Raw genomic sequence first — 25,986 nt, forward strand, 5'->3', positions numbered from 1 at the left:
TGCCGGCGATCGGTTGCCGGGCTCCTCTGCACCGACTACCGCTCCGTCCCGCCAGGAACCGACCCGAGCGCGAGAGTTGCACAAGGGAATGGGGGCTCTCGATGACCGAACGACCGGCGGCCGGTACGCGCGCATGCGTACCGGCCGCCGGATGATTTGCGCTACAGCCGCTGTTCGGCGTAGACCTTCATCGCGTCCCGCACGAATTCGGCGGTACCCGCGCCGTGCACGTCGTAGTTCCGCGCGAAACGCGGGTCGGCCACGTACATCTCGCCCAGGTTGACGAACGCCTCCTTCACTACCGGACGGCCTTGCCAGCCGATGCCGATCCAGTCGTAGTGGCGCTGGACGATGGCCTGCACCTGCTCGGCGTCGGGCGCGAGGCCCTCGGCCCGGGCCCGGCCGTAGTCGGCGGCGATGTCGAGATGGGTCTGCTGGAAGGCCTTCTTGTCCGCGTCGGACATCGAGCGCCACCAGCGGTCACCGCTCTCGTAGGCGTCCTTGCCCCAGCGTTCGATCACCTCGTCCTTGTACTTCGTGTGGTCGAAGCCGTCGAAAACTTCCGCAGCCACGAGTTGTTCACCTCTTTCCGTCTTGTTCAGCGTGGTTCGCACCGACTCGATCTGCCGCCGGATCCGATCCTGTTCCTGCCGTAGCAGTCCCAGGTGCGTGCGCAGCGCGGCGGCGGTGTCCTGCCCGCCCGCAAGGACTTCGGCGATGACCGGAAGGCCGAGGCCGAGTTCACGCAGCAGCAGGATGCGTTGCAATCGCACGAGGGAGGCCTGGTCGTAATAGCGGTAGCCGTTGGCCCCGATCCGGCTGGGCGGCAACAGCCCCAGCTGCCCGTAGTGGCGCAGCGTGCGACTGGTGGTACCGGCCGCCTTCGCCAGATCTTGAATGGACCATTCCCCGGTCCGCATGACCGCCCCCTCCCTCCTTGCTCTCGTCGGTGTAACCAGCTTGCAAGTTGACGCTACGTCAAGGTCAACGGCTTTAGAGGGGAAATTTCAGCCGACCGGATTACCGGCACCAGCGCGGCCCGGACGGGCGCCTGCCCGGCACGAGCCGGGCCTTCGGCGTGTCGGGCAGGGTGTCGTGGAGGGCGGTCGCGGTACCTGGCCTTCGTGGCGCGGTGAGTCGCCTGCTCGAGGGTTGCGGCACTTCGGTCGAGTTGCTCGGCGACAGACACCGCCTGCGATCGTCTCCGGCGCGGACGCCGCACTGCTCGGCTCACACGCACCGGCACCAACCCGAACCGGCACCTGTGCACCCACCCATGCGCAGCTCCGTCAATCGCAATATCTGTGGCGGAAGCCCACCACCAGACAGGCACCAGATAAAGCCGCAACGCGAGTAATGCGCACCATCCGGAGTGTTCACATCGTCGGTCGCGGCGGCCGACCAGGCTGAGCCACACCGTCAGATGCGGGAACCCCGGCCGGCGGGGCTACATTGCCCGGCGCACCGACACCAGGCAATCCCGCGAGATCGGACGGCCCCGCGCCCCCGGCCGGCGGGGCTACATTGCCCGGCGCGCCGGCACCAGGTAATCCCGCGACATCGAGCGGCCGCACGCCATCGGGCGCGGCGGCCCCTGGTCGAGTTGTACCGCCAAGTCCGGCAATACCGGGCGCAGTCGCCACGGCGGGCGCTGCGGCATCAGGCAAGTTCGTACCGACCGGCGCGCTTGCACCATCAGTCGTGGCGACTTCTGGGCGAGTCGCGCCCCCCGGCGCGATGACACCGCCGGGTGCACCGGCCCCGGGCGAGCTGGCACCACCGAGCGCACCTGCCTGATCGGTCGTGGGAACGCCACCGACCCGAGGCGCAGCGATTCCACCGGGTGCGGCAACGCCGGGCGGAGCCGCGCCGCCGGGTGACGTGCTGGGGGAAAAGGCCTGCGGCCCACTCGCTTCCGGAACCTCTTGCAGCATGCGGGAGTAGTCCACGACCTGCGCGCCGAGCGTGGGCGTCACGATGATGACGCCGTTGGTGTACATCCGGTAGGTGCCCGCGCGCTGCGGGAGGATCATCTCCGGTCCGAGCGGCGTACCGAGACCGCTCGCGGCACCGCCGATGCGGCGGTATTCGGCATCGACAGCCGATTCGGCGACCGCCGCCTGCGTGCGCGGATCCACGGGCGAACCGGGGGCGACCGCCGCCTGCGTGCGCGGATCCACGGGCGAACCGGGGCCGACCGCCGCCTGCGTGCGCGGATCCACCGTGGGCGCGATGGTAATCAACTCCTGCGGCGCGGGTCCCACATCCAAGGTGTGGATGTCGGTGGGCTCCGCTCCGCCGGGCGCGGCGGAATATTCCGTCCGCAGGATCCGGCCCTCGCGCAGCAGGATCGTCCCTCTCGTAGCGGCGACGGCTGCCGCGGTGCGTGGATCTTCCTGCGCGGTGCCGGAATACCGTTGGCAGGCGGTCGTATCGCAGGTCTGCGCGTACGGGTAGCGCTGTTCGGCGAGAGCGTAGGAGCGCGCCGCGATCGCCTGGGCGCGCAGCGCCTCGGCCGCGCCTTTGTCCGCCCAGTTAGGCTGTACCTCGGCCGGGACCACGCCGAGCAGATAGTCCTCGACGTCCACCTGGTTGACCACGCGGGCCGCGCCGTCCTCGAGAGCGACGCCCAGCGCGCCGCGATACGCCCAACCACCACACAAGGTGAGATGTTCCGACGCCGGCCGGTCCGGCCGGGGATCGACGGGACGGATCCAGGGGTCATCGGTCGCCGCCTGCCACAGCACCGCACCGTCGCAGCCGACTGTCACGACCACGTTCGCGCCGCCGCCCGGCAGCGCCGTCAGGTGCGCCACATGGCCGGGCGCCACCTCCCGGCCCGCCACCCGCAGACCGGCAGCCGCGAAGACGTCCAGTGCGGAGTCGTCCCGCGCCATGAGGCGAACCCGGACGGCCGTGGGCGCGATGGTGCCGAGCGTCGCGCCGCGGTAGTAATGCGCGAGGATGCGTTCGGCTCCCCATCCCGCTCGCGCCTGGTCGAAGGCGCCCAACTGGCTCATGCCGCGCCCGTGCCCTGGTCCGGCGAGGGGGCGATAGGGCGCATCGATCGGTCGGCCCGAGACCGCGAAGAGGCTGCCGACGATCAAGCCGACTCCGATCAGCATCACCGGGGCCGATCGGGCGCGGCGCGGCGGCCCCCCGCCCGTGCGCGCGCCGCGCGCCCGGCGCGGAAATATCGTTTTCACCAGCATTTTTCCGTCCCCCGCATCCGTGCTCGACGATGCATCCGTTCACTCCCACGGTTTCCAGGGCCGGTAGTAGTTATCCACCTTTTACATCGGTTTCCGAGACGGGCCAGCAATCAACCAGCTACATTCAGGCAATCACATAATCCTCAACCAGAGGTTTAGCCCTGTTGCAAATGTGGCTATTGTGACCATTGGTACATCAGGAAGTAACTCGGAATCACCCGTGATCACTGGTTCGACCTGATTGGAGACGCTCGTGCGGTACCGCAAACCGAAACGTTCCTACGTCCTCCCGGTGGTCACCACCCTCGCGGTAGCCGCCCCGCTCGGCACGCTCACCCTCGGCGATACGTCCGACTACCGCACCGCCACCGACAGCGAACCCGCCGCCGTACCGGCCGAACTGGCCGAGGTGGCGCTCACGCACGCTCCCGATATCGTGTTGCCGCTGCGCGAACTCACCGGGCTGACCCTGCCTGATCTGCATCTTTCCGATCTACGCATGCTGCATGGCGCCGCGTCCATTCCGATTCCCGGCGAATCTCTGCCACCGGACGCGCGGCCACCGGAAGGAATACGACTACCCAGCTCGAATTCCGGCCAAACCTCCGAACCGGAATTCGATTCGAATCGAACGCCCGAGCACCTGAATTCCGCTGCTCAGCCGATTTCCGGACGCGCCAGCGGCAGTGTGCGCTTCATCGCGGATCCCGCTCGCCTGCAGCCCGGCACCACGCCCGACACTCCCGCACTGTCTCCGGGCGCCGTGAGCCCCGAGCTGTTGAGCCAGGTCGGGGCCCAAGTGAAGGAACTCTCCAGCGACACCCCGTTCAGCATGGTCGCCCTCACCGCCCGCGAGCTCACGGACACTAAGGCCACGATCCGAGCCCGGCAACCCGACGGCACCTGGGGACCGTGGTACGACACCGAGCCGGTCGACACCCACCGCACCGACCGATCCGGCCCCGGCGCGACCGACGGCACCGAGCCGATCTATGTCGGCGACACGAACGCGGTCCAAGTCCTGGTCACCCGCAAGCAGACGGCAGCGGGCGCGATCCAGCCGGTGGCGCAACCCGCACCCGTCCCGGCCGACGCGGCGCGGCCGGCCCCGGACGACCCGGCTCGGCAGCCGGCCGCACGCTCCGACGACTCGGCTCGCCAAGTCGCGGACCTGACCGCCGTCCTCATCGATCCCGGCCGCGGCGCCACCGACGGCGAACTGCGCGACGTCGCCGCGGCGCTGCCCGGCGGCGGGCCCACCGTGATCACGCGCGCCCAGTGGGGGGCCGACGAATCCATCCGCTGCGACGAGCCGACCTACGACGACGGCCTCGGCGGCGTCACGGTGCACCACACCGCCGGCCGCAACGACTACAGCAGGTCCGAGTCGGCGGGCATCGTCCGCGCGATCTACACCTATCACGCGAAGACGTTGGGCTGGTGCGACATCGGCTACAACGCGTTGGTCGACAAATACGGCCAGGTCTTCGAGGGACGCTTCGGCGGCCTCGACCGTCCGGTGCAGGGCGCGCACGCGGGCGGGTTCAACGAGAACACCTCCGGCGTCGCGCTGATGGGCAACTACGAGTCCGAGCAACCGACGGAGGCGGCGATCGAGGCCATCGGCGCGTTCGTCGGCTGGCGCACCAAGGTGGCCGGCCTCGATCCCAAGGGCTCCACCACGATGGTCTCCGAGGGGACCTCCTACACCCCGTATGCCCAAGGTGAGTCGGTGCGGTTGCCGGTCGTCTTCGCGCACCGCGATGTCGGCAACACCACGTGCCCCGGCGACGCCGCGTACGCGCTGATGGATCGAATCCGCGATATCGCCGCAGGCGCTCCTGGCGCTCCTGGTGCGCCCAGCGGCGCCGACAGCCCGCCCCCGGCAACCGGCGAGGTCGACGTGTCGGCCCTCGCGGCACTGACCACCAAGCTGCTGAACATGGTGCAGGACAACATCATCGCGAAGCACTGGTCGCAGTCCGGCGGACCGAACGGCCCGCTCGGTGCGGTCCGGTCGGACGTGCTGCCCGCCGCGCAGGGCCAACAGTTCGCCAAGTTCTCCAACGGCTACGTCTACACCGCGCCGGACGGACAGGTCGTCGAGGTACTCGGCACGATCCTGGACCGCTTCCTACAGCTCGGCGCCGACACGGGTCTGCTCGGCCTCCCCCTGCACAACGCCTACCCGGTCCCGGACGGCCTGCGCGCCGACTTCGAGCACGGCTCACTGATTCTCAACCAGCTGACCGGCCTCGTCACGACGGTGTGGAAAACCTACAACGACACTTACCGAGAGGAGATGAGCCGGAACCCGGTCGCGGCCCAGGTAAGCGCCCCGATTCCGGCCGATGCCCCGGCTCCGGCCGCCCCGGCGAACGGGGCTCCTGCTGCGACGGCTCCAGGTCTCCCGGCCAACGGCGCTCCGGCCGCCGCAGCTCCGGGTCTCCCGGCGAACGGGGCTCCTGCCGCGACGGCTCCAGGTCTCCCGGCGAACGGGGCTTCGGCCGCCACAGCTCCAAACGCCCCGGCCAACGGCGCTCCAGACGGCGCGGCTCCGGCTGACGCGCAGAACGCGAACGGCGCTCCGGCCTCAGCCACCCTCGCACCGTCCGTCGGCACGACACCCGAGCCGAGAACCCCACTCGCCCAGACACCGGCACGGCCAGGCGCACCGGCCTTCACCGGACCATCGCAACCGGACCCGCAGCACCCGGCCGCCGTCCAACCACCACACGGTGCGGCCCCGGCCCAAGCCGCGTTCGCCGCTCCATCGCCATCACCTGAAGGCTGATCCAGGAAAGTGACTGTCGCCCGGAGCCCGCGCCCTCACGCGCGGGCTCCGAGTCGTTCCGGCACCTGCACGCGCTCGTGGAGCCCTCCCGGGCCGGAAGCGATTCGATACAGCTCACACCCACCAGCGTTCGAGGACGCGCGCGACTCCGTCGTCGGTGTTGGATTCGGCGATCTCGTCGGCGGCGGCCAGCGCCTCGGGATGGGCGTTGCGCATCGCGACGCCGTGACCGGCCATGGTGAGCATGGGGACGTCGTTGGGCATGTCGCCGAACGCGACGATGGTGGACTCGTCCACGCCGAGCCGCTGGGCGACCACCGCCAGCCCGGCGGCCTTGGTGATGCCGGGCGCGGACAGTTCGATGAGCCCGTGCTCGGTCGAGTAGGTGATGTCGGCGCGCTCGCCGATCAGCGGAGCGAGCACCGCGCGCATGTCCGAGCTGCGCGCGCCGGGCAACCGGATCAGCATCTTGATGGCGGGCGCGTCGATGACCTCCTCGCGGGCGACCGAGGTGTCGTCCGGGTTGAGCCAGGCGTGCTCGTACTGGGGCGAGCTGACGAATTGCGGCGTCACCGCATCGTGCGCGCTCTCCCCGACACGTTCGGCCGCGAGACCGCAGCCCGGCAACGCCCGCTCGGCGACGTCGGCGAGCCAGGCGAGCGTCGGCACGTCCAACGTCATGCTGACCAGCACCCGGTCGGCGGCGCTGTCGTAGATCACCGCGCCGTTGCCGCACACACACAGCGGCGCGTACCCCAGGCCTTGCACCACCGGATCGATCCAGCGCGGCGGACGACCCGTGGCCAGCACGAACGGCACGCCGTCGGCGATCAGGGCGCCGACCGCCGCCTTGGTCCGCGCGGTGACCCGCTCGTCGTGGTCGATGAGCGTGCCGTCCACATCGGTGGCGACCATCTTCGGCTTGGGCAGGTGCAGGGGCGTCACCCATTCCATCCTGCCGGACAACGCCGGTCTCGCGCCCGGGCCGGTGCCCGGTCGAGCCCCGGACATGCCCGGATGTCGGGTGGCACGCGCGCCGCCGACCACGTCCTTATGATCGGGGGCTAATACCGACGCTGGCTCGTCCAGCCGAAAGACCAGAGGACTGATGACCGGCTTCCTGCTACGACGCGCGCTCAACTATGTCGTGCTGTTGCTGCTGGCTTCGTTCCTGACGTTCAGTTTGGCGTCCCTGACGTTCCGTCCGCTGGACAGTCTCGAACAACGCAATCCGCGCCCGCCACAGGCAGTGATCGACGCCAAGGCCGAGGAGCTGCACCTCAACGACCCGATCCCGGAGCGCTATCTCACCTGGCTGGCGGGCATCCCGCACGGCGACTTCGGCACCACGCTGGCCGGTCAGCCGGTGAGCGAGGAGCTGCCGCGGCGGGTCGCGGTGAGCCTGCGCTTGCTGATCGTCGGTTCGCTGGTCGGCACGGTGCTCGGCGTGCTGATCGGCGCGGCGGGCGCGATCCGGCAATACAAGTTCAGCGACTACTTCACCACGGTGGTGTCGCTGCTGATCTTGAGCACGCCGGTGTTCCTGCTCGCGACGCTGCTCAAATACGGTGCGCTGGAGATCAATTCGCTCGCCGGATCGCAGATCTTCCTCTATACCGGTGAGACGTCGGCGAACAAGATCGAAGGGTTCGGGCCGCAGCTGCTCGATCGCATCCAGCACCTGATCCTGCCCACCACCGCACTGGCCCTCGGCGCCATGGCCGGCTACAGCCGCTACCAGCGCAACGCCATGCTCGATGTGCTGCAGAGCGATTTCATCCGCACCGCCCGTGCCAAGGGGCTCACGCGCAGCAAGGCGCTCTACAAGCACGGTCTGCGCACGGCGCTGATCCCGATGGCCACGCTGTTCGCCTACAGCCTCGGCGCTCTGATCACCGGTGCGACATTCACCGAGAAGATCTTCGGCTGGCACGGCGTCGGTGAGTGGCTGGTCGACTCGATCAACGCCCAGGACCTGTACGTCGTGGTGACGGTGACCGCGTTCGCCGGCCTGGTGGTGCTGGTGTCGGGTCTGCTGTCCGACATCGTGTACGCGATTCTCGACCCAAGGGTGCGTGTGGGATGACGGAAGCCGAAATCATCGTCCAGGGCGCCCCCGAGGTCACCGCGACCGGGCGGCGCAGGCTGGTGCTGCGGCGCTTCCTGCGCAACAAGCCGGCCGTCGCGGGCGGCCTGATCCTGATCGCGCTGTTCGTGGCGAGCTTCGCGCTGCCGCCGTTCCTGCCCTACGACTACCAGCAACTGGACTACACCGCCCTGCTCCAACCGCCGAGCCCGGAACATCCGTTCGGCACCACCCAGATCGGTCAGGACGTGCTCGCGCAGACCCTGCGTGGATTGCAGAAATCGCTGGTCATCGGCCTGTGTGTCGCGCTGTTGTCCACCACGATCGCGGCAACCGCCGGTTCGCTGGCCGGCCTGCTCGGCGGCTGGACCGACCGCGCGATCATGTGGCTGGTGGACCTGCTGCTGGTGGTCCCGAGTTTCATCGTCATCGCGCTGTTCGCGCCGCGCACCAAGGGCAGCGGCTCGATCCTGCTGCTGATCCTCCTGCTGTCCTGCTTCGGCTGGATGATCTCCGCGCGGATCGTGCGGGGCCTGACCCTGAGCCTGCGCGATCGCGAATTCGTCCGGGCCGCGCGGTACATGGGAGCGCCCACCCGCACGGTGATCCTCAGTCACGTCATCCCGAACATCGCCTCGATCCTGATCATCGATACCACCCTCACCGTCGGCTCGGCGATCATGGCGGAGACGGGCCTGAGCTTCCTCGGTTTCGGCGTACAGCCGCCGGACGTGTCGCTCGGGTCGCTGATCGCCGCGGGGACCAAATCAGCGTTGACTTATCCCTGGCTGTTCCTGTTCGCGGGTGGTCTGCTGATCATCACCGTGCTGTGCGCCAACCTCGTCGGTGACGGGTTGCGCGACGCGTTCGACCCCGGCGCCAAACGGGCACGGTCGAAGAAGAAGGCGAAAGCATGACGAGCGCGGGAACAACCGAGCAGACGATCGAGACGACCTCGACCGCGCCCCTGCTGGAGATCACCGATCTGCGGGTGTCCTTCCCCAGCGAGGAAGGCCGGATCGACGCGGTGCGCGGCGTCACCTACACGGTGTCCGATGGCGAAGTGCTCGCCATCGTCGGTGAATCCGGGTCCGGCAAGTCGGTGTCCTCGCTGGCGGTGATGGGACTGCTGCCGGAGCAGGCGCGGATCGCGGGCTCCATCCGGTTCCGCGGCCGCGAACTGCTCGGCCTCGGCGATCGCGACCTGTCCAAGCTGCGCGGCAGTTCCATCAGCATGGTGTTCCAGGACCCGCTGTCGGCGCTCACGCCGGTGTACCGGGTGGGTGATCAGATCGCCGAAGCCCTGCTGGCGCACGGCAAGATGGGCCGCGGCGAAGCCGCGAAACGCGCGGTGGAGTTGCTCGATCTGGTCGGCATCCCGGACCCGGAAGCACGGGCCAAGGCGTTTCCGCACGAGTTCTCCGGTGGCCAGCGCCAGCGTGTGGTCATCGCGATGGCGATCGCGAACGATCCGGCGCTGATCATCTGCGACGAGCCGACCACCGCGCTGGACGTGACGGTGCAGAAGCAGATCCTCAACCTGCTGCGCAAGGCGCGCGACATCACCGGCGCGGGCGTCATCATGATCACCCACGACATGGGCATCGCCGCGACGCTGGCCGACCGCGTGGCCGTCATGTACGCGGGCCGGATCGTCGAAACGGCCACCGCCACGGAGCTGTTCAACACACCGCGGATGCCCTACACCGTTGGTCTGCTCGGCTCGATTCCGCGGATGGACGGTCCGCCGCGGCGGCCGCTGATCCCGATCGTCGGCGCGCCGCCCGCCATGCACGCGCTCCCGCCGGGCTGCTCGTTCGCACCGCGCTGTCCGGTGTCGATCGACGAGTGCCGGGCGGCGGAACCTCCGCTGGAGGGCGTCGAACCCGGGCATGCGGCCGCCTGCATCCGCACCACCGAGGTCGGCACCGACGAGTTGTTCGAGGCCTATCGCCGCGAGATCGCCGAGCCGGACGCCGAGGCCGAGGTGGAGTCGGACGTGGTCTTGCGCGTCTCGGACCTGGTGAAGGTCTTCCCCCTCACCTCGGGCGTGCTGCTGCGCCGTCGCAAGGGCGAGATCAGGGCGGTCGACGGCATCAGTTTCGAGGTACGCCGCGGGCGCACGCTGGCACTGGTCGGCGAGTCCGGCTCCGGTAAGTCCACCACGCTCACCCAGATCCTCGATCTGGCCTCTCCGCAGGAGGGCACGATCGAGATCATGGGCAATGACGTCGCCTCGCTGAGCAAGGCGCGCAAGCGGGAGATCCGCCGGAAGATGCAGATCGTCTTCCAGGACCCCACCGCCTCGCTGGACCCGCGCCTGCCGATCTTCGACGCGCTCGCCGAACCGTTGCGCATCGACGGGCGTCCACGGGCCGAGATCGCCCGTCGCGTACCGCAACTGCTCGAGCAGGTCGGGCTGCGCCCCGAGCACGCCGACCGCTACCCCGCCGACTTCTCCGGCGGACAGAAGCAGCGCATCAGCATCGCCCGCGCCCTCGCGCTGGATCCGGAGCTGCTGGTGCTCGACGAGCCGGTCTCCTCGCTGGACGTCTCGATCCAGGCGGGCGTGCTGAACCTGTTGCGTGACCTGCAGACCGAGCGCGGCCTGTCGTATCTGTTCGTCTCGCACGACCTGTCCGTGGTGCGGAACCTGGCTCACGACATCGCCGTCATGTATCGCGGCAAGATCGTGGAATACGGTTCGGCGGAGCAGATATTCGCCGAGCCGCGCCACGAGTACACCAGGGCGCTGATCGACGCGGTGCCGGTTCCAGCAGTCAGCCGATAGTCAGGAGAGCGCGATGCGGATCCGTTTCGACCGATGGCGGTGGACCGCGGGCTTGGCGGCGGTCGCGCTGATCGCCGGGGGCTGCGCGACCGGCCCCGACGAGTCGGCCGCTGGACTGTCCGACGCGCTCGGCACCACCAGCGACATCAACCCCAAGCCTCGCGACGAGGTGCGCGAAGGCGGCAACCTGCGCCTGGCGGTCACCAGTTTCCCGGCGAACTGGAACACCCTGTCCAATGACGGTAACGACGGCGAGATCGCCGATATCGAGCGCCCGCTGATGCCGCGCGCTTTCGACGCCGACGCGGCGGGCAACCTGACCGTCGACCGGGACTTCTTCACCGATGTCGCGCTGACCGGCACCAATCCGCAACAGGTCACCTACACCATCAATCCCGCGGCGGTCTGGTCCGACGGCACGCCGATCACCTGGGAGGACCTCGCCGCGCAAGCACACGCGCTCAGCGGCCGCGACAAGCGCTTCCTGATCGCGATCACCAACGGCTTCGAGTTCGTCGACAAGGTCGAGCGCGGTGTGGACGACCGGCAGGCGGTCCTCACCTTCGGCCATCCCTACGGCGAATGGCGCGGCCAGTTCGCGGGCAACTCCTCGCTCTTCCCGAAATCGGTGACGGCGACCCCGGAATCGTTCAACAAGGGACTGGTGGACCGGCTCGGCCCCAGCGCGGGCCCGTTCGTCGTCCAGTCCACCGACCGTGCCCAGGGCCGGATCGTGCTCAGCCGTAATCCGCGATGGTGGGGCGAGACGCCGAAGCTGGACACCATCACCTACAGCGTGCTGGATCATGCGGCCTGGACGGGCGCGCTGCAGAACAACGAACTGGATCTCGTCCGGCTGGCCTCGATCGACGAGGTCAAGACGGTCCGCAATACCGACGGGCTGGTGATTCGCCGTGCGCCCGGTAACCGCTGGCGGCACATCACCTTCAACGGCGCACCCGGCTCCATTCTCGCGGATGCGCGCGTGCGGGTGGCGATCGCGAAGGCCATCGACCGGCAGGGTATCGCGACCGCGACCCAGAACGGCCTGGTGGAGAATCCGAAACCGTTGAACAACCACATCTTCCTGCAGGGGCAAGACGGTTACCGGGACAATTCGGCGCCGGTCGCCTACGACCCCGACCAGGCAGCACGGGAACTCGACGCGCTCGGCTGGAAGCTCAACGGCGACGTCCGCGAGAAGGACGGCCGCAAGCTGGAAATTCGCGATGTGATGTACAACGACCCGCTGTGGGTCCAGATCGCGCAGATCATCCAGCAGAATCTGGCCCGGATCGGCGTGCGGCTCACCATCGATACCAAACCGGGTGCCGGTTATTTCACCGACGTCATCATCCCCGGTGATTTCGACGCCGCGCAGTTCATCTTCGCCGGGGACGCCTTCGCGATGAGTTCGATCCGCCAGATCTACTACTACGACCCGAACGATCTGCAGGGCAACTACGGCCGTATCGGCTCGCCCGAGCTCAATGCCCTGATCGAGCGCACGCTGACCGAACTCGACCCGAAGAAGGCGATCGAACTGGCCAACGAGGTCGACCGCAAGGTGTTCGAGGAAGGGCATTCCCTGCCGCTGACCCAGTCCGACGGCAGTTTCGGCGCCCGCGCGGACCTCGCCAATATCGGTTCCCCCGGACTGGCGTCCTACGACTACACCAAGATCGGATTCGTGAAATGAGACCAGCACAGGCAACTCTCGACCGCCGGCGGCGGGCACGCAGCGTGATGGTCCGGGCTCTCACCGTTGGCACGGCGCTCGCGATGCTGGTCGGCTGTGGTTCCGGCGGCAGCGAGGTGAAGTCGGGTTCCAGCGCGCTCGGATCGACCAACGACATCAATCCCCGAGACCCGAGCGAAGTGCGCGACGGGGGCAATCTGCGTCTCGCCATCACGAATTTCCCCGCGACGTTCAATTCGCACCACGTCGACGCCGACGGTGACCTCGCCGAAGTGGTCGACTGGACATTGCCGGGGCCGATCACCGCCAACGCCACCGGCGAACTGTCGATCGATCACAACTTCTTCACCGACATCGCCCTGACCGAGACAAACCCGCAACGGGTGGTCTACTCCATCAACCCGAAGGCGGTGTGGTCCGACGGCAGCCCGATCACCTGGGAAGACCTTCGGTCTCAGGCGGAGGCGCTGAGCGGCCGCAACACCGAATACCGGGTCTCCGCGACCCAGGGCTACAACCGGCTGGCCAAGGTCGAGCGCGGCGTCGACGACCGACAGGCCGTCGTCACCTTCGCGCAGCACTACGCGGAGTGGCGAGGACTGTTCAGTCAACTGATGCCGAAGGAATCGACCGAGACGCCACAGGCGTTCAACGAGCGCGACCGCAACGGGCTCGCCAAGTCGGCCGGACCGTTCGTGATCACCTCTGTCGACCGGGCGCAGCAACGCATCGTGCTCAGCCGCAACCCGAAGTGGTGGGGGGAGACGCCGAAGCTCGACACCGTCACCTACAGCGTGCTCGACTATTCGGCCCGCCTCAACGCCTTGCAGAACAATGAACTCGACGCCATCGATATCTCGGGCATCGAGGAGGTCAAGTCGGCGACCAACTCGCCGGGCATCATCGTGCGGCGCGCCTCGCGCCCGTACAACTCGCACATCACGTTCAACGGCGCGCCCGGGTCGATCCTCGCGGATGCGCGCTTGCGCGTCGCGATCGCGAAGGCGATCGATCGCCAGGGCATCGTCACCGCGCTGCAGAACGGGATCGTGGAGAATCCCAAGCCGCTGAACAATCACATCTACCTCGACGGGCAGAAGGGCTACCAGGACAACTCCGCGGTGATCGCCTACAACCCCGACGAGGCGGCCCGCATGCTGGACGAACTCGGGTGGAAGCTCAACGGCGACGTCCGCGAGAAGGACGGGCGGCAGCTGGTGATTCGGGATGTGATGTTCCAGCAGGACACCTGGGTGCAGATGGCGCAGATCATGCAGCAGAATCTGGCCCGGGTCGGGGTGAAACTGGTGATCCAGACCTTCCCCGGCAACGGCCTGTTCACCGATGTGATCGACCCCGGCAACTTCGACATCGCCCAGTTCAGCTGGTCCAGGAGCATTTTCCCGCTCGGCGCACTGCCCCAGATCTACGCCTACGACCCGGCGAACACGCTCAGCAACAAGGGACGGATCGGATCGCCCGAACTGAACGAGCTCATCGAGCAGACCATTTCCGAACTCGACCCCGAGCGGGCGATCGAGCTGGCGAACAAGGCCGACCGGATCATCTTCGAGTTGGGCCACTCGGTGCCCATCGCGCAGTCGCCGGGCAATGTGGCGGTTCGAGCGGGCCTGGCCAACTTCGGCGCCTTCGGCCTGGCTTCCACGGACTACCTCCGGGTGGGCTTCGAGAAGTGAGGCCGTTCCGCAGGACGTAACGAGCAGGAAGGATCACCATGCGGATTACCTCTGCGTCTACCCGGCTGGCGTTGTCGCTGGTCGTGGTCGGGCTGACCGTCACGGGTTGTGGCGGCGACAACGCCGCCGCGCCCGGCACCAGCACGGTCGGCAGTACCAACGACATCAATCCGCGGGACCCCGGCGAACTGCGCGACGGCGGCAATCTGCGGCTGGCGCTCACCAACTTCCCGGAGACCTTCAACTACCTGCATGTGGACGGCGGCACCGAGAGCGTCTCCTCCATCGTCGAAGCGACGATGCCCACCGCCTTCGTCAGCGACGCGGCGGGACAGCTGAGCGTCGACCGCGACTTCTTCACCGACATCAAGCTGACCGGGACCAGCCCCCAGCAGGTGGAGTACACCATCAACCCGAAGGCCATGTGGTCCGACGGCTCACCGATCACTTGGGAAGACCTCCGCTCCCAGGCGAATGCCCTGAGCGGCAAGGACAACGCGTTCCTCGTCTCGGGCACCGGCGGTTTCGAGCGGGTCGGCAAGGTCGAGCGCGGCGCCGACGACCGGCAAGCCGTGGTGACCTTCGACCAGCCCTACAGCGAATGGCAAGGGCTGTTCAACCCGCTGTACCCCAAGTCGGTCACCGCGACGCCCGACACCTTCACCAACGCGGCCAAGAACGGGTTGCCGGTCAGCGCGGGCCCCTTCGCGGTCACCTCCATCGATCGCAGCCAGAATCGGATCGTGCTCGGGCGAAACCCCCGGTGGTGGGGCGATACGCCGAAACTGGATTCGGTCACCTTCAGTGTGCTCGACCACTCGGCCTGGCTGCCCGCGATCCAGAACAACGAGCTCGACATCGCCTACATGTCCGGCATCGAGAACGTCAGCGCAGCGCGCAATGCCGCGAACGTGGTCATCCGGCGCACGCCGGAGCCGACCTGGTCGCACATCACGTTCAACGGGGCGCCCGGTTCCCTGCTCGCCGACCCGCAACTGCGGATCGCCATCTCCAAGGCGATCGACCGGCAGGGCGTGGTCACCGCCTCGCAGCACGGCGTCGTCGACGATCCCAAGCCACTGAACAATCACGTCTTCGTGTCGGGGCAGAAGGGCTACCAGGACAACGCCGCGCCCATCGCCTACGACCCGGACGAGGCGGCCCGCATGCTGGACGCGCTCGGCTGGAAACTCAACGGCGACGTCCGCGAGAAGGACGGCCGCAAGCTCGAACTCCGCGACGTGATGTACCAGCAGGACCAGTGGGTGCAGACCGCGCAGATCGTGCAGCAGAATCTCGCGAAAGTCGGAGTGAAACTGACCATTCAGACAGTGCCGGGCACGGGACTGTTCACCAATGTCATCGATCCCGGCAATTTCGATCTGGCCCAATTCAGCTGGAACGGTAGCGTTCTCCCCTTGAGCGGACTGCGGCAGATCTACTACTACGACCCGGCCAACCTGCAGGGCAACAAGGCGCGGATCGGCACCCCGGAACTCAACGCGCTGATCGACCGGACCCTCTCCGAACTCGACCCCGACAAGGCCATTCAGTTGGCCAACGAATGCGATCGGATGATCTTCGAGGAGGGGTACTCGATCCCGCTGCACCAGGCCGCGGGCACCTACGCCGTCCGGACCGATCTGGCGAACTACGGTGCCTTCGGCCTGGCCTCGCGTGACTACACCAAGGTCGGCTTTCTGAAGTGAGCACCGGACCGGGCCACGCGCTGGCCTATCCGCTCACGGTGACGATCGGCGCCCTCGCGGTCTGTGCCGCTTGGGCGCCGTTCGGCACTGTGGATCAGGTGGCGGCGCTGGTCGCCGTTGCCCTCGGCATCATCGGGTATACCGGGTACCGGCTCGCCGTCGCCTTCGGCGTGCTCCCGTTCCGGCGTTCGGGCGCCGCGCGCACCGTGCGGGTAGCCCGGATCCGCCAGCAACATCGCCTGGACAGCCGGTCGTGGTTGCAAGTCGCGGGCACCGGGCGGCCACGGTGGCTTCCGGTGTACTTCGACCCGGCGCTGACCATCCTCACCGAAACCGACGCGGACCTCACCGACCGCACGATCCACGTCGCCGGACAACGGCTCTACCCCTCCGGCCGCATCCGCGACGTCGAACCGCCCGGTCGTCTCGTCGACAATCCCAGCCGCCCCGACCCGGACGCACCCGCCCACACCGCGAAGGCCACCCGGCTGCGCCGTCGTCTGCTGCTCGACGCGCAGTCCACGGTCGCCGCCCCCGTCGCCGCACTCCTGTGGGTCTATCTCGACGGCGGTGGCTTCCCCGCCTTCGTCGCCGCCACCACCGTGGCCGCCGCCTGCACGATCTGGCTGTCCGCCGTCCGGGGCTCCGATCCCAGCTGACATCCGCGTGTCGGCGCGGATCATGGACTGTCCTGCCCAGACCCGACGGTGGAGCGAATCGGCTCCGCCCCACCGTCGGTACTGTCACACTGACGGTGCTAGTCGATGCCGAACGGTGCGGCGTAACGGACCGTGCCGCGCGGCAGCGGCTGAGCAGGGTCGAGTGTCAGCGCCATCAACGCCTCATCCGGGACATCAATGCTGAGGCCGATCCCGTGCTCGGACGCCCGGCCGAACCCGAAGCGCGGGTAGTACGCCGGATGACCGAGCACGATGACGAAACGCTCGCCCATCCGCGTCGCGGCCGCGAGCGCGGCTCGGATCGCGGCGGAACCCGCACCGGTCTTCTGGTAGTCGGGCAGCACCGCGCACGGGCCGAGGCACAGCGCGGGCGTCGTGTTCACGTGGCAGCGAGTCAGCAGTGCGAAGCCGACCGGGGTGTCGTCCGGCAGCGTACTGACGATCGACAAGCCGTCGATCCATGCGGGGTCGTCGCGCAGTGCGCCGACCAGCTCGGCCTCGTCGGCCCGCTCGAAGGCCGCGGCGTTGATCTCGTGGATCGCGGGAATGTCGGCATCAGTTTCGGCGCGCACGCGCCAATCGATGGTGGAACTCAACTCGGATTCTCCGTGTTCATGATGGTCGGGCCCGGTCACGGACACAGCGCCACCGTCACGCGAGCCGCGAGGCTCGCAACACGAACGCCGGACGAAGAGGGATCAGACCGGGACCCGGGACGTTGGGACAGTCCGGGCGGCGCGTGTGACGGCGGTCTTCGGCGCGGTCATCCCGCCCCACCTCCTCGGCAATGCTTCCACCGCGAATACGGACGAGCGGATGTTAACTCCCCCACGGCAAGCGGGACACCGAATTATTGCTGCGGACCCGGCACCTGCCGGCGCAGCGTTCCGAACGGTCCGATGAGTGCCATGTCGCCGCTCCGGTCAGAACCGGCGGTCGGCGAGACCGAAGATATCGCTCAGCTGTCGTACGCGTTGTCCGGCATGTCCTCCTCGATGCAATGGCCGCCGAGGGCAGCGATGCTGGCAATTGGTCTGACCACTTGACCTTCTGACCAAGCAGGCGCACAGTAGACGCATGGCGTTGCAACCTGTGGTCAAGCGGTCGGTATCGGCGGATGTGTTCGAGCAGATCGCCGCGGACGTGCTCAGCGGCGAGCTGGCGCCCGGGGCGACCTTGCCCAGCGAGCGGCAGTTGGCGGAGGCGCTCGGGGTGTCCCGGCCCGCCGTGCGGGAGGCGCTCCAGCGGCTGGCCGCGGCCGGGCTGGTAGCCGTGCGGCAGGGAGACGCGACCACCGTGCTGGACTATCGCCGCGGCGCGGGGCTCGAGGTGCTGCCCAGGTTGCTGATGCAGGCCGGGGAACTGGACCCCGCGGTCGCGCGCAGCATTCTGGAGGCCCGCTTGCACAACGGGCCGAAGGTGGCGGAGCTGGCCGCGCGGCGGGTAGGCGCGATCGGCGCCGACGGGGTTCGTCCCCTGCTGAAGGCGTCCGTCGAAGCGCTTGCCGCCGAGCAGGACCCGATCGCGCAGCAGCGGCACGCGATGGAGTTCTGGGATCACGTCGTGGACGCGGCCGACTCGATCGTGTTCCGGCTGATGTTCAACATGTTGCGCGCCGCCTATGAACCGGCGCTCGCGGCGCTGGCCCCGATCATGTCCGCCGAGGTGGGCAACATCGAGGCATACCGCGAACTGGCCGCCGCCATCGCGGCGGGCCGGCCGCAGAAGGCCGCCACCAGCGCTCGGGCGCTGCTCGAGCCGGCGACCACCGCCCTGATCGAGGTCCTCGGCGGACCGCCGGTCACGCACAGCTAGGAACGAACATGACGAAATCCAAAGCATCCGAACGGGCCTCGGTCGAGGCGGACGCGCGGGCGCGGGTGCGCAGGGACGAGCGGGCGTTGCGTCGCGGGCTCACCCTGGGCCAGGCATTCGCGGAATTCGTCCGGCATCCGTCGCCGTGGATGATCGGGACCACCCTGGTGGGCGCGCTGATCGCCCGCGTCGTCGTCGGCGACTGGCAGCCGGCCGACCTGCTGGTTCCGGCGGTGATGCTGGCGGTCTTCCCGGTCTTCGAGTGGGTCGTGCACGTCACCGTGCTGCATTGGAAACCACGGCGGCTGGGCCCGCTCGCGCTGGACAGCGAACTGGCCCGCAAGCACCGCGAGCACCACGTCGATCCGCGCGACATCCCGCTGATCTTCATCCCCACGAGAACCCTCGCGGTGCTGGTCGTGGTGTTGATCGCGCTGGCCGCGTTCGCCTTCCCCCGTCCGGGCCTCGGCCTGACCTTCCTGATCACCATCACTCTGCTCGGCCTCGGCTACGAGTGGACGCACTACCTGATCCACACCGACTACAAGCCGAAAGGCGCGCTCTACCGAGCGGTCTGGCGCAACCACCGCCATCACCACTACAAGAACGAGCACTACTGGTTCACGGTCACCAGCTCCGGCACCGCCGACCGCCTCTTCGGCACCTACCCAGACCCGGCCACGACCGAGACCTCACCTACCGCACGCAACCTGCATTCGGCTTGATCCCAGCAGGTGCCGCCTCGCGACGTCAGCGGGGCGGCACTGGTGCGCATGACCTCCTCCGCACCACCCGTTCCAGGTATTCGGACCTCTCCGACCACGGTCCCGCTACGACTCCACCAGACGGGCACGACGGCCAGCGGCTGATCCCGTTTCACCCAGCCCGGTCCGCGAATCATGGCGCGGGCCGGGCTTTCGTCTGCACCCGAACTTGACATCTTTATACCCTAGGGGGGTAGGGTAGAATGCATTCGGAGACAACCGCAGGAGGACAACGACCATGAGCACAACCACCGTGACCGTCACCGGCATGACTTGCGGCGGCTGCGCCGCCTCGGTCCGCACCGAGATCGGCCGCCTCGAGGGCGTCGGTTCCGTCGCCGTCGATCTCGCCGAGGGACTGGTGACCGTCGAGAGCGCGAGCCCGATCGAGCGCGCGGAACTCGCCGCCGCCGTGGCCCGCGCCGGCTATGCCGTCACCGACTGACGGACGGAGCACGTCGATGAACGCATCCACTAAATTCGGCGGCTTCGCCCTCGGCCTCGCCGCCGTCTTCGGCATCGCCCTCGCGGCCGGTGCGGTGATCGGGCCGGAGCCCGCCGAACCCGCCGCCCACGACGCGAAAACTCACGACGCCGACTCGGCCCAGGCCGACGCGCTACCAGCGGGAATGATGGCCACCGACCGCGGCTACACCCTGCGACTGGACACCGCCCAGACCACCGCCGCGGCGAACGTACCGTTGCGCTTCACGATCCTCGACCGCGACGGGAAACCCGTCACCAGGTACGTGCGCAGCCATGACAAGGACCTGCACTTGATCGTCGTGCGCCGCGACATGGTCGCCTTCCAGCACGTGCACCCGGTGCTCGACGGCAACGGAACGTGGAGCGTCCCGCTCGACCTCACCCGCGCCGGTGACTACCGGGTGTTCGCCGACTTCACCCCGGCGGGCGGCGCCGGGCTGACGCTCGGCGCGGACCTGCGGGTGGCGGGCCGCTACGACCCCCAGCAGTTGCCCGCGGCAACCTCCACCGCGAACGTCGGCGACTACACCGTGACGCTGGACGGCGCAGTGGTCCCGGGCCGGGCCTCGAAGGTGACCCTGTCGGTCAGCCGGGCAGGCAAGCCGGTGACGGATTTGCAGCCCTACCTCGGGGCCTACGGCCACCTGGTGGCCCTGCGCGCCGCCGACCTGGGCTATCTGCACGTCCATCCGGAAGGCCACCCCGGCGACGGCGTGACCACGGCCGGACCGGGCATCACCTTCGCCATCACGGCGCCGAGCGCGGGCGACTACCGCCTGTTCCTCGACTTCCAGCACGAGGGCGTGGTCCGCACCGCGGAATTCACCCTGACCGTCGCGCCGGGTACCCCCGCCGTAGACGCCTCGAACCAACAAGAACACACTGGTCAGCAGCCGGACGGCCACGCGCACTGACCCGACGACCGTCCGCGCACAGAACGGAGCAACCACGATGACCACCGCGACACAACCGCCGCCCTCCGGGCAGGTCGAACTCGTGATCGGTGGAATGACCTGCGCGTCGTGCGCCGCCCGCATCGAGAAGAAACTCAACAAGCTCGACGGCGTCACCGCGACCGTGAACTACGCCACCGAGAAGGCCCGGGTCGAGGTCACCGGCGACGTCTCGCCGGACGACCTGATCGCCACCGTCGAACAAGCGGGCTACACCGCGGCCCTGCCCGCTCCGCCGCAGCCACAGGAGAAGGCCGCCGAGGAAGATCCCGCCGCCGCCCTGCGCACCCGCTTGCTGGTCTCGCTGGTGCTGTCGGTACCGGTGATCGCCATGGCGATGATCCCGGCCTTGCAGTTCACCAATTGGCAGTGGCTGTCGCTGACGCTGGCCGCGCCGGTGGTGGTGTGGGGTGCGCTGCCGTTCCACCGTGCGGCATGGACCAACCTGCGCCACGGCGCGTCGACCATGGACACCCTGGTGTCGATGGGGACGCTGGCCGCCCTGGGCTGGTCGCTGTACGCGCTGTTCTGGGGCACCGCGGGCACGCCGGGCATGACGCATCCGTTCGAGTTCACCATCTCGCGGATGGACGGCACCGGCAGCATCTACCTCGAGGCCGCGGCGGGCGTCACCACGTTCATCCTGGCCGGGCGCTTCTTCGAGGCGCGGGCCAAACGGCGCGCGGGCGCGGCGCTGCGAGCCCTGCTCGAGCTGGGGGCCAAAGAGGTCTCCGTCCTGCGTGACGGAACCGAGCAGCGTATTCCGGTGGAGCAGTTGAGGGTCGGCGACCGGTTCGTGGTGCGGCCCGGCGAGAAGATCGCCACCGACGGCGTCGTGACCGAAGGTTCCTCCGCCGTCGACGCCTCCATGCTCACCGGTGAATCGGTGCCGGTGGAGGTCGGCCCGGACGACGTGGTGGTCGGCGCGACCGTCAACGTCGGTGGACGGATCGTGGTGCGTGCCACCAGGATCGGTGCGGACACCCAGTTGGCGCAGATGGCGAAGCTGGTCGAAGACGCGCAGACCGGCAAGGCGCAGGCCCAGCGGCTGGCCGACCGGATCTCCGGGTTCTTCGTGCCGATCGTGATCGCGCTGTCGGTCGCGACGCTCGGATTCTGGCTCGGCACCGGCGGATCGGTGGCCGCGGCGTTCACCGCGGCGGTGGCGGTGCTGATCATCGCCTGCCCGTGCGCACTCGGACTGGCCACGCCGACCGCGCTGATGGTCGGCACGGGACGCGGCGCGCAGCTGGGCATCCTGATCAAGGGCCCGGAGGTGCTGGAGTCCACCCGGCGGGTGGACACGATCGTGCTGGACAAGACCGGCACCGTCACCGCGGGCAAGATGAGCTTGCTCGAGGTGATCCCCGCCGAGGGCGAGCAGGTCGAGCGGATTCTGGAACTGGCCGGAGCTCTGGAGGATTCCTCCGAACATCCGATCGCCCAAGCCATCGCCAAAGGCGCCCGCGAGCGAGTGGGCGAGTTGAAGCCGGTCGAGGATTTCGCGAATGCCGAGGGCTTGGGCGTGCAGGGCACGGTAGACGGCCACGCGGTGGTCGTCGGTCGCGCCCGGCTGCTCGCCGACTGGTCACAGCACCTCGACGAAGTCTTGACCGCGGCGATGCGCGCGGCCGAAGCCGAGGGCAGGACCGCCGTCGCGGTGGGCTGGGACGGCGCGGCGCGCGGCGTGCTCGTGGTGGCCGACGCGGTGAAACCCACCTCCGCCGAGGCGATTTCCCAGCTGCGGGCCCTCGGACTCGCCCCGATCATGCTGACCGGCGACAACCGGGCCGCCGCGGAGGCGATCGCCGCGCAGGTCGGCATCGACGAGGTGATCGCGGAAGTGCTGCCACAGGACAAGGTCGACATGGTCAAGCGGTTGCAGGCCGAGGGCAAAGTGGTCGCGATGGTGGGCGACGGCGTGAACGACGCCGCGGCGCTGGCGCAGGCCGACCTGGGCCTGGCCATGGGCACCGGCACCGACGTGGCGATCGAGGCGGGCGATCTCACTTTGGTGCGCGGCGATCTGCGGGCGGCCGCGGACGCGATCCGGCTGTCCCGCCGGACGCTCGCGACCATCAAGGGCAACTTGTTCTGGGCCTTCGCCTACAACGTGGCCGCGATCCCGCTGGCCATGGCGGGCCTGCTGAACCCGATGCTCGCGGGCGCCGCGATGGCGTTCTCCTCGGTCTTCGTGGTGAGCAACAGCCTGCGGCTGCGCGGTTTCCGCTCGACCGCGAACTGAAACGAATCACCGGACGGGACGGCACACGTAGTGTCGTCCCGTCCGGGCGTCGTCAGCAGCCTATGCGGCAGTGCAGTTGACTCGGCGAATCATTCGCTTGCCGTAGGCACCACAAACTGGGCTGCCGCCGAACAAATGTCCCCGTTGATCGGGCAGGCCAGCGGATCGTAGTGGTTTCGGAGGGTTTTCAGCAATTGTGCATGCTCAGACCAGTCCCAACGCAGCCATCGATCAAAACACAAAGCCGTCACAGTGCGCGCGCCCGCATCCTTTACCGCGATCGCGGCCCCTTGCATACTTGCGCCGGTTGTCCAGGTGTCATCGACGATGAGTACATTTTTGCCCTCCACCGCTGAACGATACCTGTCCGGCACGATGAACCGGTCGTTGACGAGTGCATGCCGCACGACTATGCCCGGACCAGTATCGAGCAGGAACTTTGTGGGCATGATCGGCGGCGACGTCAGCTTCGTGAGCACTGCGTTGGCAAGCATCGATACAGGAGGCTCTCGCCCATTTCGCTGTTGCGAGGGGACGAATGTCAAAGAATCCCATTGCCAGCCGAGATGCGCGGAAATACATTGATGATGCAGTGTTACCGCCGACCTGATCACAAGCTGAAGATTCTCACGACACAAGTCGACGCCCTCTTTATAAGCACGTACTTCGTGCGCCGATTGATGCTTTCCGCCTGGAAGGTTACCCTGCGCGTACGTCAGCAAAATCGTCTTGTCGGCCAGCAGGCTTCCGTACGCCGTCCGGTGTTCTCGACAAGCTCCACAGTAATCGACATCGGACGCCGGGCCACGGCACACACGGCATATTCCGAGCGTCCCTGGAACGTACGTATTGTGGAAGGTGGTTCCTACCCGCTCTTGAACGACTTGCCGCAGCACGTCAGCCGCAGGGCTGATGGGTCTCATCGATCGCTGTGCAACCAGTTTCGCACCAGCGCACGATGTCCCAGAATAGTATCGATATGCCGTATCACTTCGTATGGAGAATCCGCGATGTAGACGCCCGGTTTTCCACGAAGCTGCCGCGCCCATTCTGTCGACTCGACAACCGTGGTATTCAGGATCACCGGCCTTCCGTGCGCAACCGCTTCCCGCGCCTGCGTACGGGTTCCACTGTGCTCTCCAGCTTCTACGATCACCGTCGCCACCCCATAGGCACTCATGATCACATTCCTTGCCAGAAATGAATATCTGGTGGGCGAATATTCGGGCAGGAAGTGCGTCAGCAGCATACCCCGCTCCGAGATTTCGCGCTGCAACTCACGATTCGATCGAGGATACACGTGGTTGAGACCGTTGCCGAGTACAGCGACCGTTCGACCGCCGGAATCGAGCGCCGCTCGGTGCGCCGCCGTATCGATTCCCTCAGCCAGTCCGGCCACGACGGATATATCGCGCGCAACCAGCCGACGGGCAACCTCCTCGGCAAAACGGATACCATCGTCGGACGATTTCCGAGAGCCTACGACACACACGCCGTCGTCGTGGTCGAGGAGCAGTCCGTGCGTGAAGACTACGGGCGGCATCTGCCGGACCGTGCGAAGTTGCGTAGGGTAGGAATCGTCACGGAACGTATGGAACTCGAAATCGGCGCGCTTCCATGCTTCGATGTCATTTCGCGCCGCTTCCAAGAGGTCAGCATTGTCTGCTTCACCGAATAGATCCCTGGGATGAGCGGCGTCCCAAAGCGCTCTGGCACCTCCATGCTGAATCACTTCTTCGGACAGGCAGGACCAGTCCCCATTCTTCGGCTTCAGCCGCATCAGGGACACGAGCGCGGCACGTTCACCGTCATCCCAGGTCAGCGAGTGGCCAGTCACGCTGTCCGTGGGCGCGTACGGGTTCGTCACCTACCTCCTCCAACCTGCTAGCTATCGAACGCACGTTCGATATATGTCATGATAGACCGACGAGCCATACCATGGGGTCTCCCCGAGCCATCTCGGGGAACGGGCCACGCTCGACGTTATACGATCCCTTCTCTCTGCGGTCGACCCCGACGCACGCGGAGAAGTCATGAGCAGTACGACCGGCCCATACCGCACGGCAGCCGGTCAGCGCTTCTTGAACTCCGCCGTCCCCATCCGTCCCGGTCAGACCCTCGAAGATCCCGCCTGATTGCTTCCAGGACGTCCCGGCATCCGACCGGCGACTACTCCCCCAGCCATCCGCCTGGCGCACGTTGCCGTGTGGATATCCGACATCCGGTAGGAGCGGATATCTGCCACCGAAGCAGCAGCCTTCTCAGCGATAGTCAGTCCTGGAACTGTCGACCGGCCCGCTGCAGGGCGCGATCCGGCCGGGCACGGCGGCGCGCTGTTTGCGTTCTTCGCGGCACGCTCGCGGGCGCCGCGATGGCGTTCTCCTCGGTCTTCGTGGTGAGCAACAGCCTGCGGCTGCGCGGTTTCCGCTCGACCGCGAACTGAACACCGGACGGGACGGCACACGTAGTGTCGTCCCGTCCGGGCATCCGCCAGGAGGTCTCCATGTCGGTAAGCACCGAAGGCGCGGCGCGGGTCGCGCGGCAGCCGGATGTCTCGCCGCGCGCTTGCGCGCCGCCGCTGTCCGAGCCCTATGCTCGAGCACAGCGGATTCGGGCAATGCATGCGCATAACGCCATGGGCGAGCATACCCCTGGCACACCGAATCACAAACGGGAAATAGCTCAGCCGCGCAGGGTGGTGACCGTGACCAGCGAGGGCTGGAGGAACGACCCGTAGACCTCGATCGACACTCCGCCGGTCGGGGATTCGCCTGCCCACCGGGCGTGCTCGGTGATCCCCTCGCCGAGCATTGCTTTCGCGCCCGGCGACCAAGCGACGGCCACTTGACTCAACGCCGGGCCGAGATTCATGTTCGCGATCGCAGCGGATTCATTGTTGTCGAAGTAGACCTCCGTGCCGCCGGGGAAAGGGTTCACCGCCACGGCGGACGCGCTCGCCCCGCCGAACGCGGCGGCGGACCCGCCTGCCACAAGCGCTACCAAGACCGTCATGACCCGTTGACGCATCCGAATTTCCTTTTCGTGTAAGCACACC

At 67.7% G+C, this 25,986-nt stretch carries 20 protein-coding genes; 13 read left to right on the forward strand and 7 right to left on the reverse strand.

All coding sequences use genetic code 11. The features are described 5' to 3' along the window. Positions 1 to 161: 161 nt before the first annotated feature. Both ACWEKR_RS21070 and ACWEKR_RS21075 read right to left on the reverse strand, forming a co-directional pair. Positions 162 to 920, reverse strand: coding sequence for a MerR family transcriptional regulator (locus ACWEKR_RS21070; protein WP_452355898.1), 759 nt, complete (start codon positions 918 to 920; stop codon positions 162 to 164). Positions 921 to 1,376: 456 nt separating this feature from the next. Continuing rightward, positions 1,377 to 3,212, reverse strand: a complete 1,836-nt coding sequence (locus ACWEKR_RS21075; RefSeq protein WP_452355899.1) for a SpoIID/LytB domain-containing protein — start codon at positions 3,210 to 3,212, stop codon at positions 1,377 to 1,379. Positions 3,213 to 3,465: 253 nt separating this feature from the next. On the opposite strand from ACWEKR_RS21075, the gene ACWEKR_RS21080 reads away from it, so the two are divergent. Then, complete coding sequence (locus tag ACWEKR_RS21080; protein WP_452355900.1) at positions 3,466 to 6,006, forward strand: N-acetylmuramoyl-L-alanine amidase; 2,541 nt, start codon at positions 3,466 to 3,468, stop codon at positions 6,004 to 6,006. Positions 6,007 to 6,120: 114 nt separating this feature from the next. Here the strand turns inward: ACWEKR_RS21080 and ACWEKR_RS21085 are convergent, their stop codons facing one another. Then, positions 6,121 to 6,960 (reverse strand): HAD family hydrolase, encoded by an 840-nt coding sequence (locus tag ACWEKR_RS21085; RefSeq protein ID WP_195085174.1) that lies wholly within the window; start codon positions 6,958 to 6,960, stop codon positions 6,121 to 6,123. A 154-nt stretch (positions 6,961 to 7,114) separates the two neighbouring features. On the opposite strand from ACWEKR_RS21085, the gene ACWEKR_RS21090 reads away from it, so the two are divergent. From ACWEKR_RS21090 to ACWEKR_RS21120, 7 genes are read left to right on the forward strand one after another with little or no spacing between them, the layout of a single operon-like run. After that, positions 7,115 to 8,092: an ABC transporter permease gene (locus ACWEKR_RS21090; protein ID WP_452355901.1), complete on the forward strand. Its 978-nt coding sequence runs from the start codon at positions 7,115 to 7,117 to the stop codon at positions 8,090 to 8,092. Continuing rightward, entirely contained in the window at positions 8,089 to 9,009 is a 921-nt protein-coding gene (locus ACWEKR_RS21095) for an ABC transporter permease (protein WP_452355902.1), read from the forward strand. The genes ACWEKR_RS21090 and ACWEKR_RS21095 overlap by 4 nt, the downstream gene beginning before the upstream one ends. After that, positions 9,006 to 10,883 carry an ABC transporter ATP-binding protein gene (locus ACWEKR_RS21100; protein WP_452355903.1) on the forward strand — a complete coding sequence of 626 codons (1,878 nt, stop codon included), beginning with the start codon at positions 9,006 to 9,008 and terminating at the stop codon, positions 10,881 to 10,883. The genes ACWEKR_RS21095 and ACWEKR_RS21100 overlap by 4 nt, the downstream gene beginning before the upstream one ends. A 13-nt stretch (positions 10,884 to 10,896) precedes the next feature. Continuing rightward, positions 10,897 to 12,582 carry an ABC transporter family substrate-binding protein gene (locus ACWEKR_RS21105; RefSeq protein ID WP_452355904.1) on the forward strand — a complete coding sequence of 562 codons (1,686 nt, stop codon included), beginning with the start codon at positions 10,897 to 10,899 and terminating at the stop codon, positions 12,580 to 12,582. Beyond that, entirely contained in the window at positions 12,579 to 14,279 is a 1,701-nt protein-coding gene (locus tag ACWEKR_RS21110; RefSeq protein ID WP_452355905.1) for an ABC transporter family substrate-binding protein, read from the forward strand. The genes ACWEKR_RS21105 and ACWEKR_RS21110 overlap by 4 nt, the downstream gene beginning before the upstream one ends. Positions 14,280 to 14,317: 38 nt before the next feature. Next, a complete protein-coding gene (locus tag ACWEKR_RS21115; RefSeq protein WP_452355906.1) occupies positions 14,318 to 15,988 on the forward strand; it encodes an ABC transporter family substrate-binding protein in 1,671 nt (556 codons plus the stop codon). Then, positions 15,985 to 16,647 (forward strand): hypothetical protein, encoded by a 663-nt coding sequence (locus tag ACWEKR_RS21120; RefSeq protein WP_452355907.1) that lies wholly within the window; start codon positions 15,985 to 15,987, stop codon positions 16,645 to 16,647. The genes ACWEKR_RS21115 and ACWEKR_RS21120 overlap by 4 nt, the downstream gene beginning before the upstream one ends. 98 nt (positions 16,648 to 16,745) lie before the next feature. Here ACWEKR_RS21120 and ACWEKR_RS21125 read toward each other — a convergent pair whose 3' ends face one another. Continuing rightward, a complete protein-coding gene (locus ACWEKR_RS21125) occupies positions 16,746 to 17,264 on the reverse strand; it encodes a GNAT family N-acetyltransferase (RefSeq protein ID WP_452355908.1) in 519 nt (172 codons plus the stop codon). Between the two features lie 481 nt (positions 17,265 to 17,745). On the opposite strand from ACWEKR_RS21125, the gene ACWEKR_RS21130 reads away from it, so the two are divergent. From ACWEKR_RS21130 to ACWEKR_RS21150, 5 genes are all read left to right on the forward strand, one after another. Next, positions 17,746 to 18,483: a FadR/GntR family transcriptional regulator gene (locus ACWEKR_RS21130; protein WP_452355909.1), complete on the forward strand. Its 738-nt coding sequence runs from the start codon at positions 17,746 to 17,748 to the stop codon at positions 18,481 to 18,483. 8 nt (positions 18,484 to 18,491) lie between these two features. Continuing rightward, positions 18,492 to 19,208: a sterol desaturase family protein gene (locus ACWEKR_RS21135; RefSeq protein ID WP_452355910.1), complete on the forward strand. Its 717-nt coding sequence runs from the start codon at positions 18,492 to 18,494 to the stop codon at positions 19,206 to 19,208. 277 nt (positions 19,209 to 19,485) lie between these two features. Beyond that, complete coding sequence (locus ACWEKR_RS21140) at positions 19,486 to 19,692, forward strand: heavy-metal-associated domain-containing protein (protein WP_452355911.1); 207 nt, start codon at positions 19,486 to 19,488, stop codon at positions 19,690 to 19,692. A gap of 16 nt (positions 19,693 to 19,708) precedes the next feature. Next, the gene (locus ACWEKR_RS21145) at positions 19,709 to 20,647 is read left to right on the forward strand and encodes a hypothetical protein (RefSeq protein ID WP_452355912.1); all 939 of its coding nucleotides are present in this window, start codon (positions 19,709 to 19,711) and stop codon (positions 20,645 to 20,647) included. A gap of 37 nt (positions 20,648 to 20,684) precedes the next feature. Beyond that, positions 20,685 to 22,931 carry a heavy metal translocating P-type ATPase gene (locus tag ACWEKR_RS21150; RefSeq protein WP_452355913.1) on the forward strand — a complete coding sequence of 749 codons (2,247 nt, stop codon included), beginning with the start codon at positions 20,685 to 20,687 and terminating at the stop codon, positions 22,929 to 22,931. 89 nt (positions 22,932 to 23,020) lie between these two features. Here ACWEKR_RS21150 and ACWEKR_RS21155 read toward each other — a convergent pair whose 3' ends face one another. The 3 genes from ACWEKR_RS21155 to ACWEKR_RS21165 all read right to left on the reverse strand — a co-directional run bounded on the left by ACWEKR_RS21155 (position 23,021) and on the right by ACWEKR_RS21165 (position 25,958). Then, a complete protein-coding gene (locus tag ACWEKR_RS21155; RefSeq protein ID WP_452355914.1) occupies positions 23,021 to 23,854 on the reverse strand; it encodes a ComF family protein in 834 nt (277 codons plus the stop codon). Further along, complete coding sequence (locus ACWEKR_RS21160) at positions 23,851 to 24,798, reverse strand: DNA-processing protein DprA (protein WP_452355915.1); 948 nt, start codon at positions 24,796 to 24,798, stop codon at positions 23,851 to 23,853. Before ACWEKR_RS21160 ends, ACWEKR_RS21155 begins: the two co-directional genes overlap by 4 nt. Before the next feature lie 815 nt (positions 24,799 to 25,613). Further along, positions 25,614 to 25,958, reverse strand: coding sequence for a hypothetical protein (locus ACWEKR_RS21165; RefSeq protein ID WP_452355916.1), 345 nt, complete (start codon positions 25,956 to 25,958; stop codon positions 25,614 to 25,616). Positions 25,959 to 25,986 lie beyond the last annotated feature (28 nt).

It is taken from the genome of Nocardia sp. NPDC004573, from assembly GCF_053602135.1.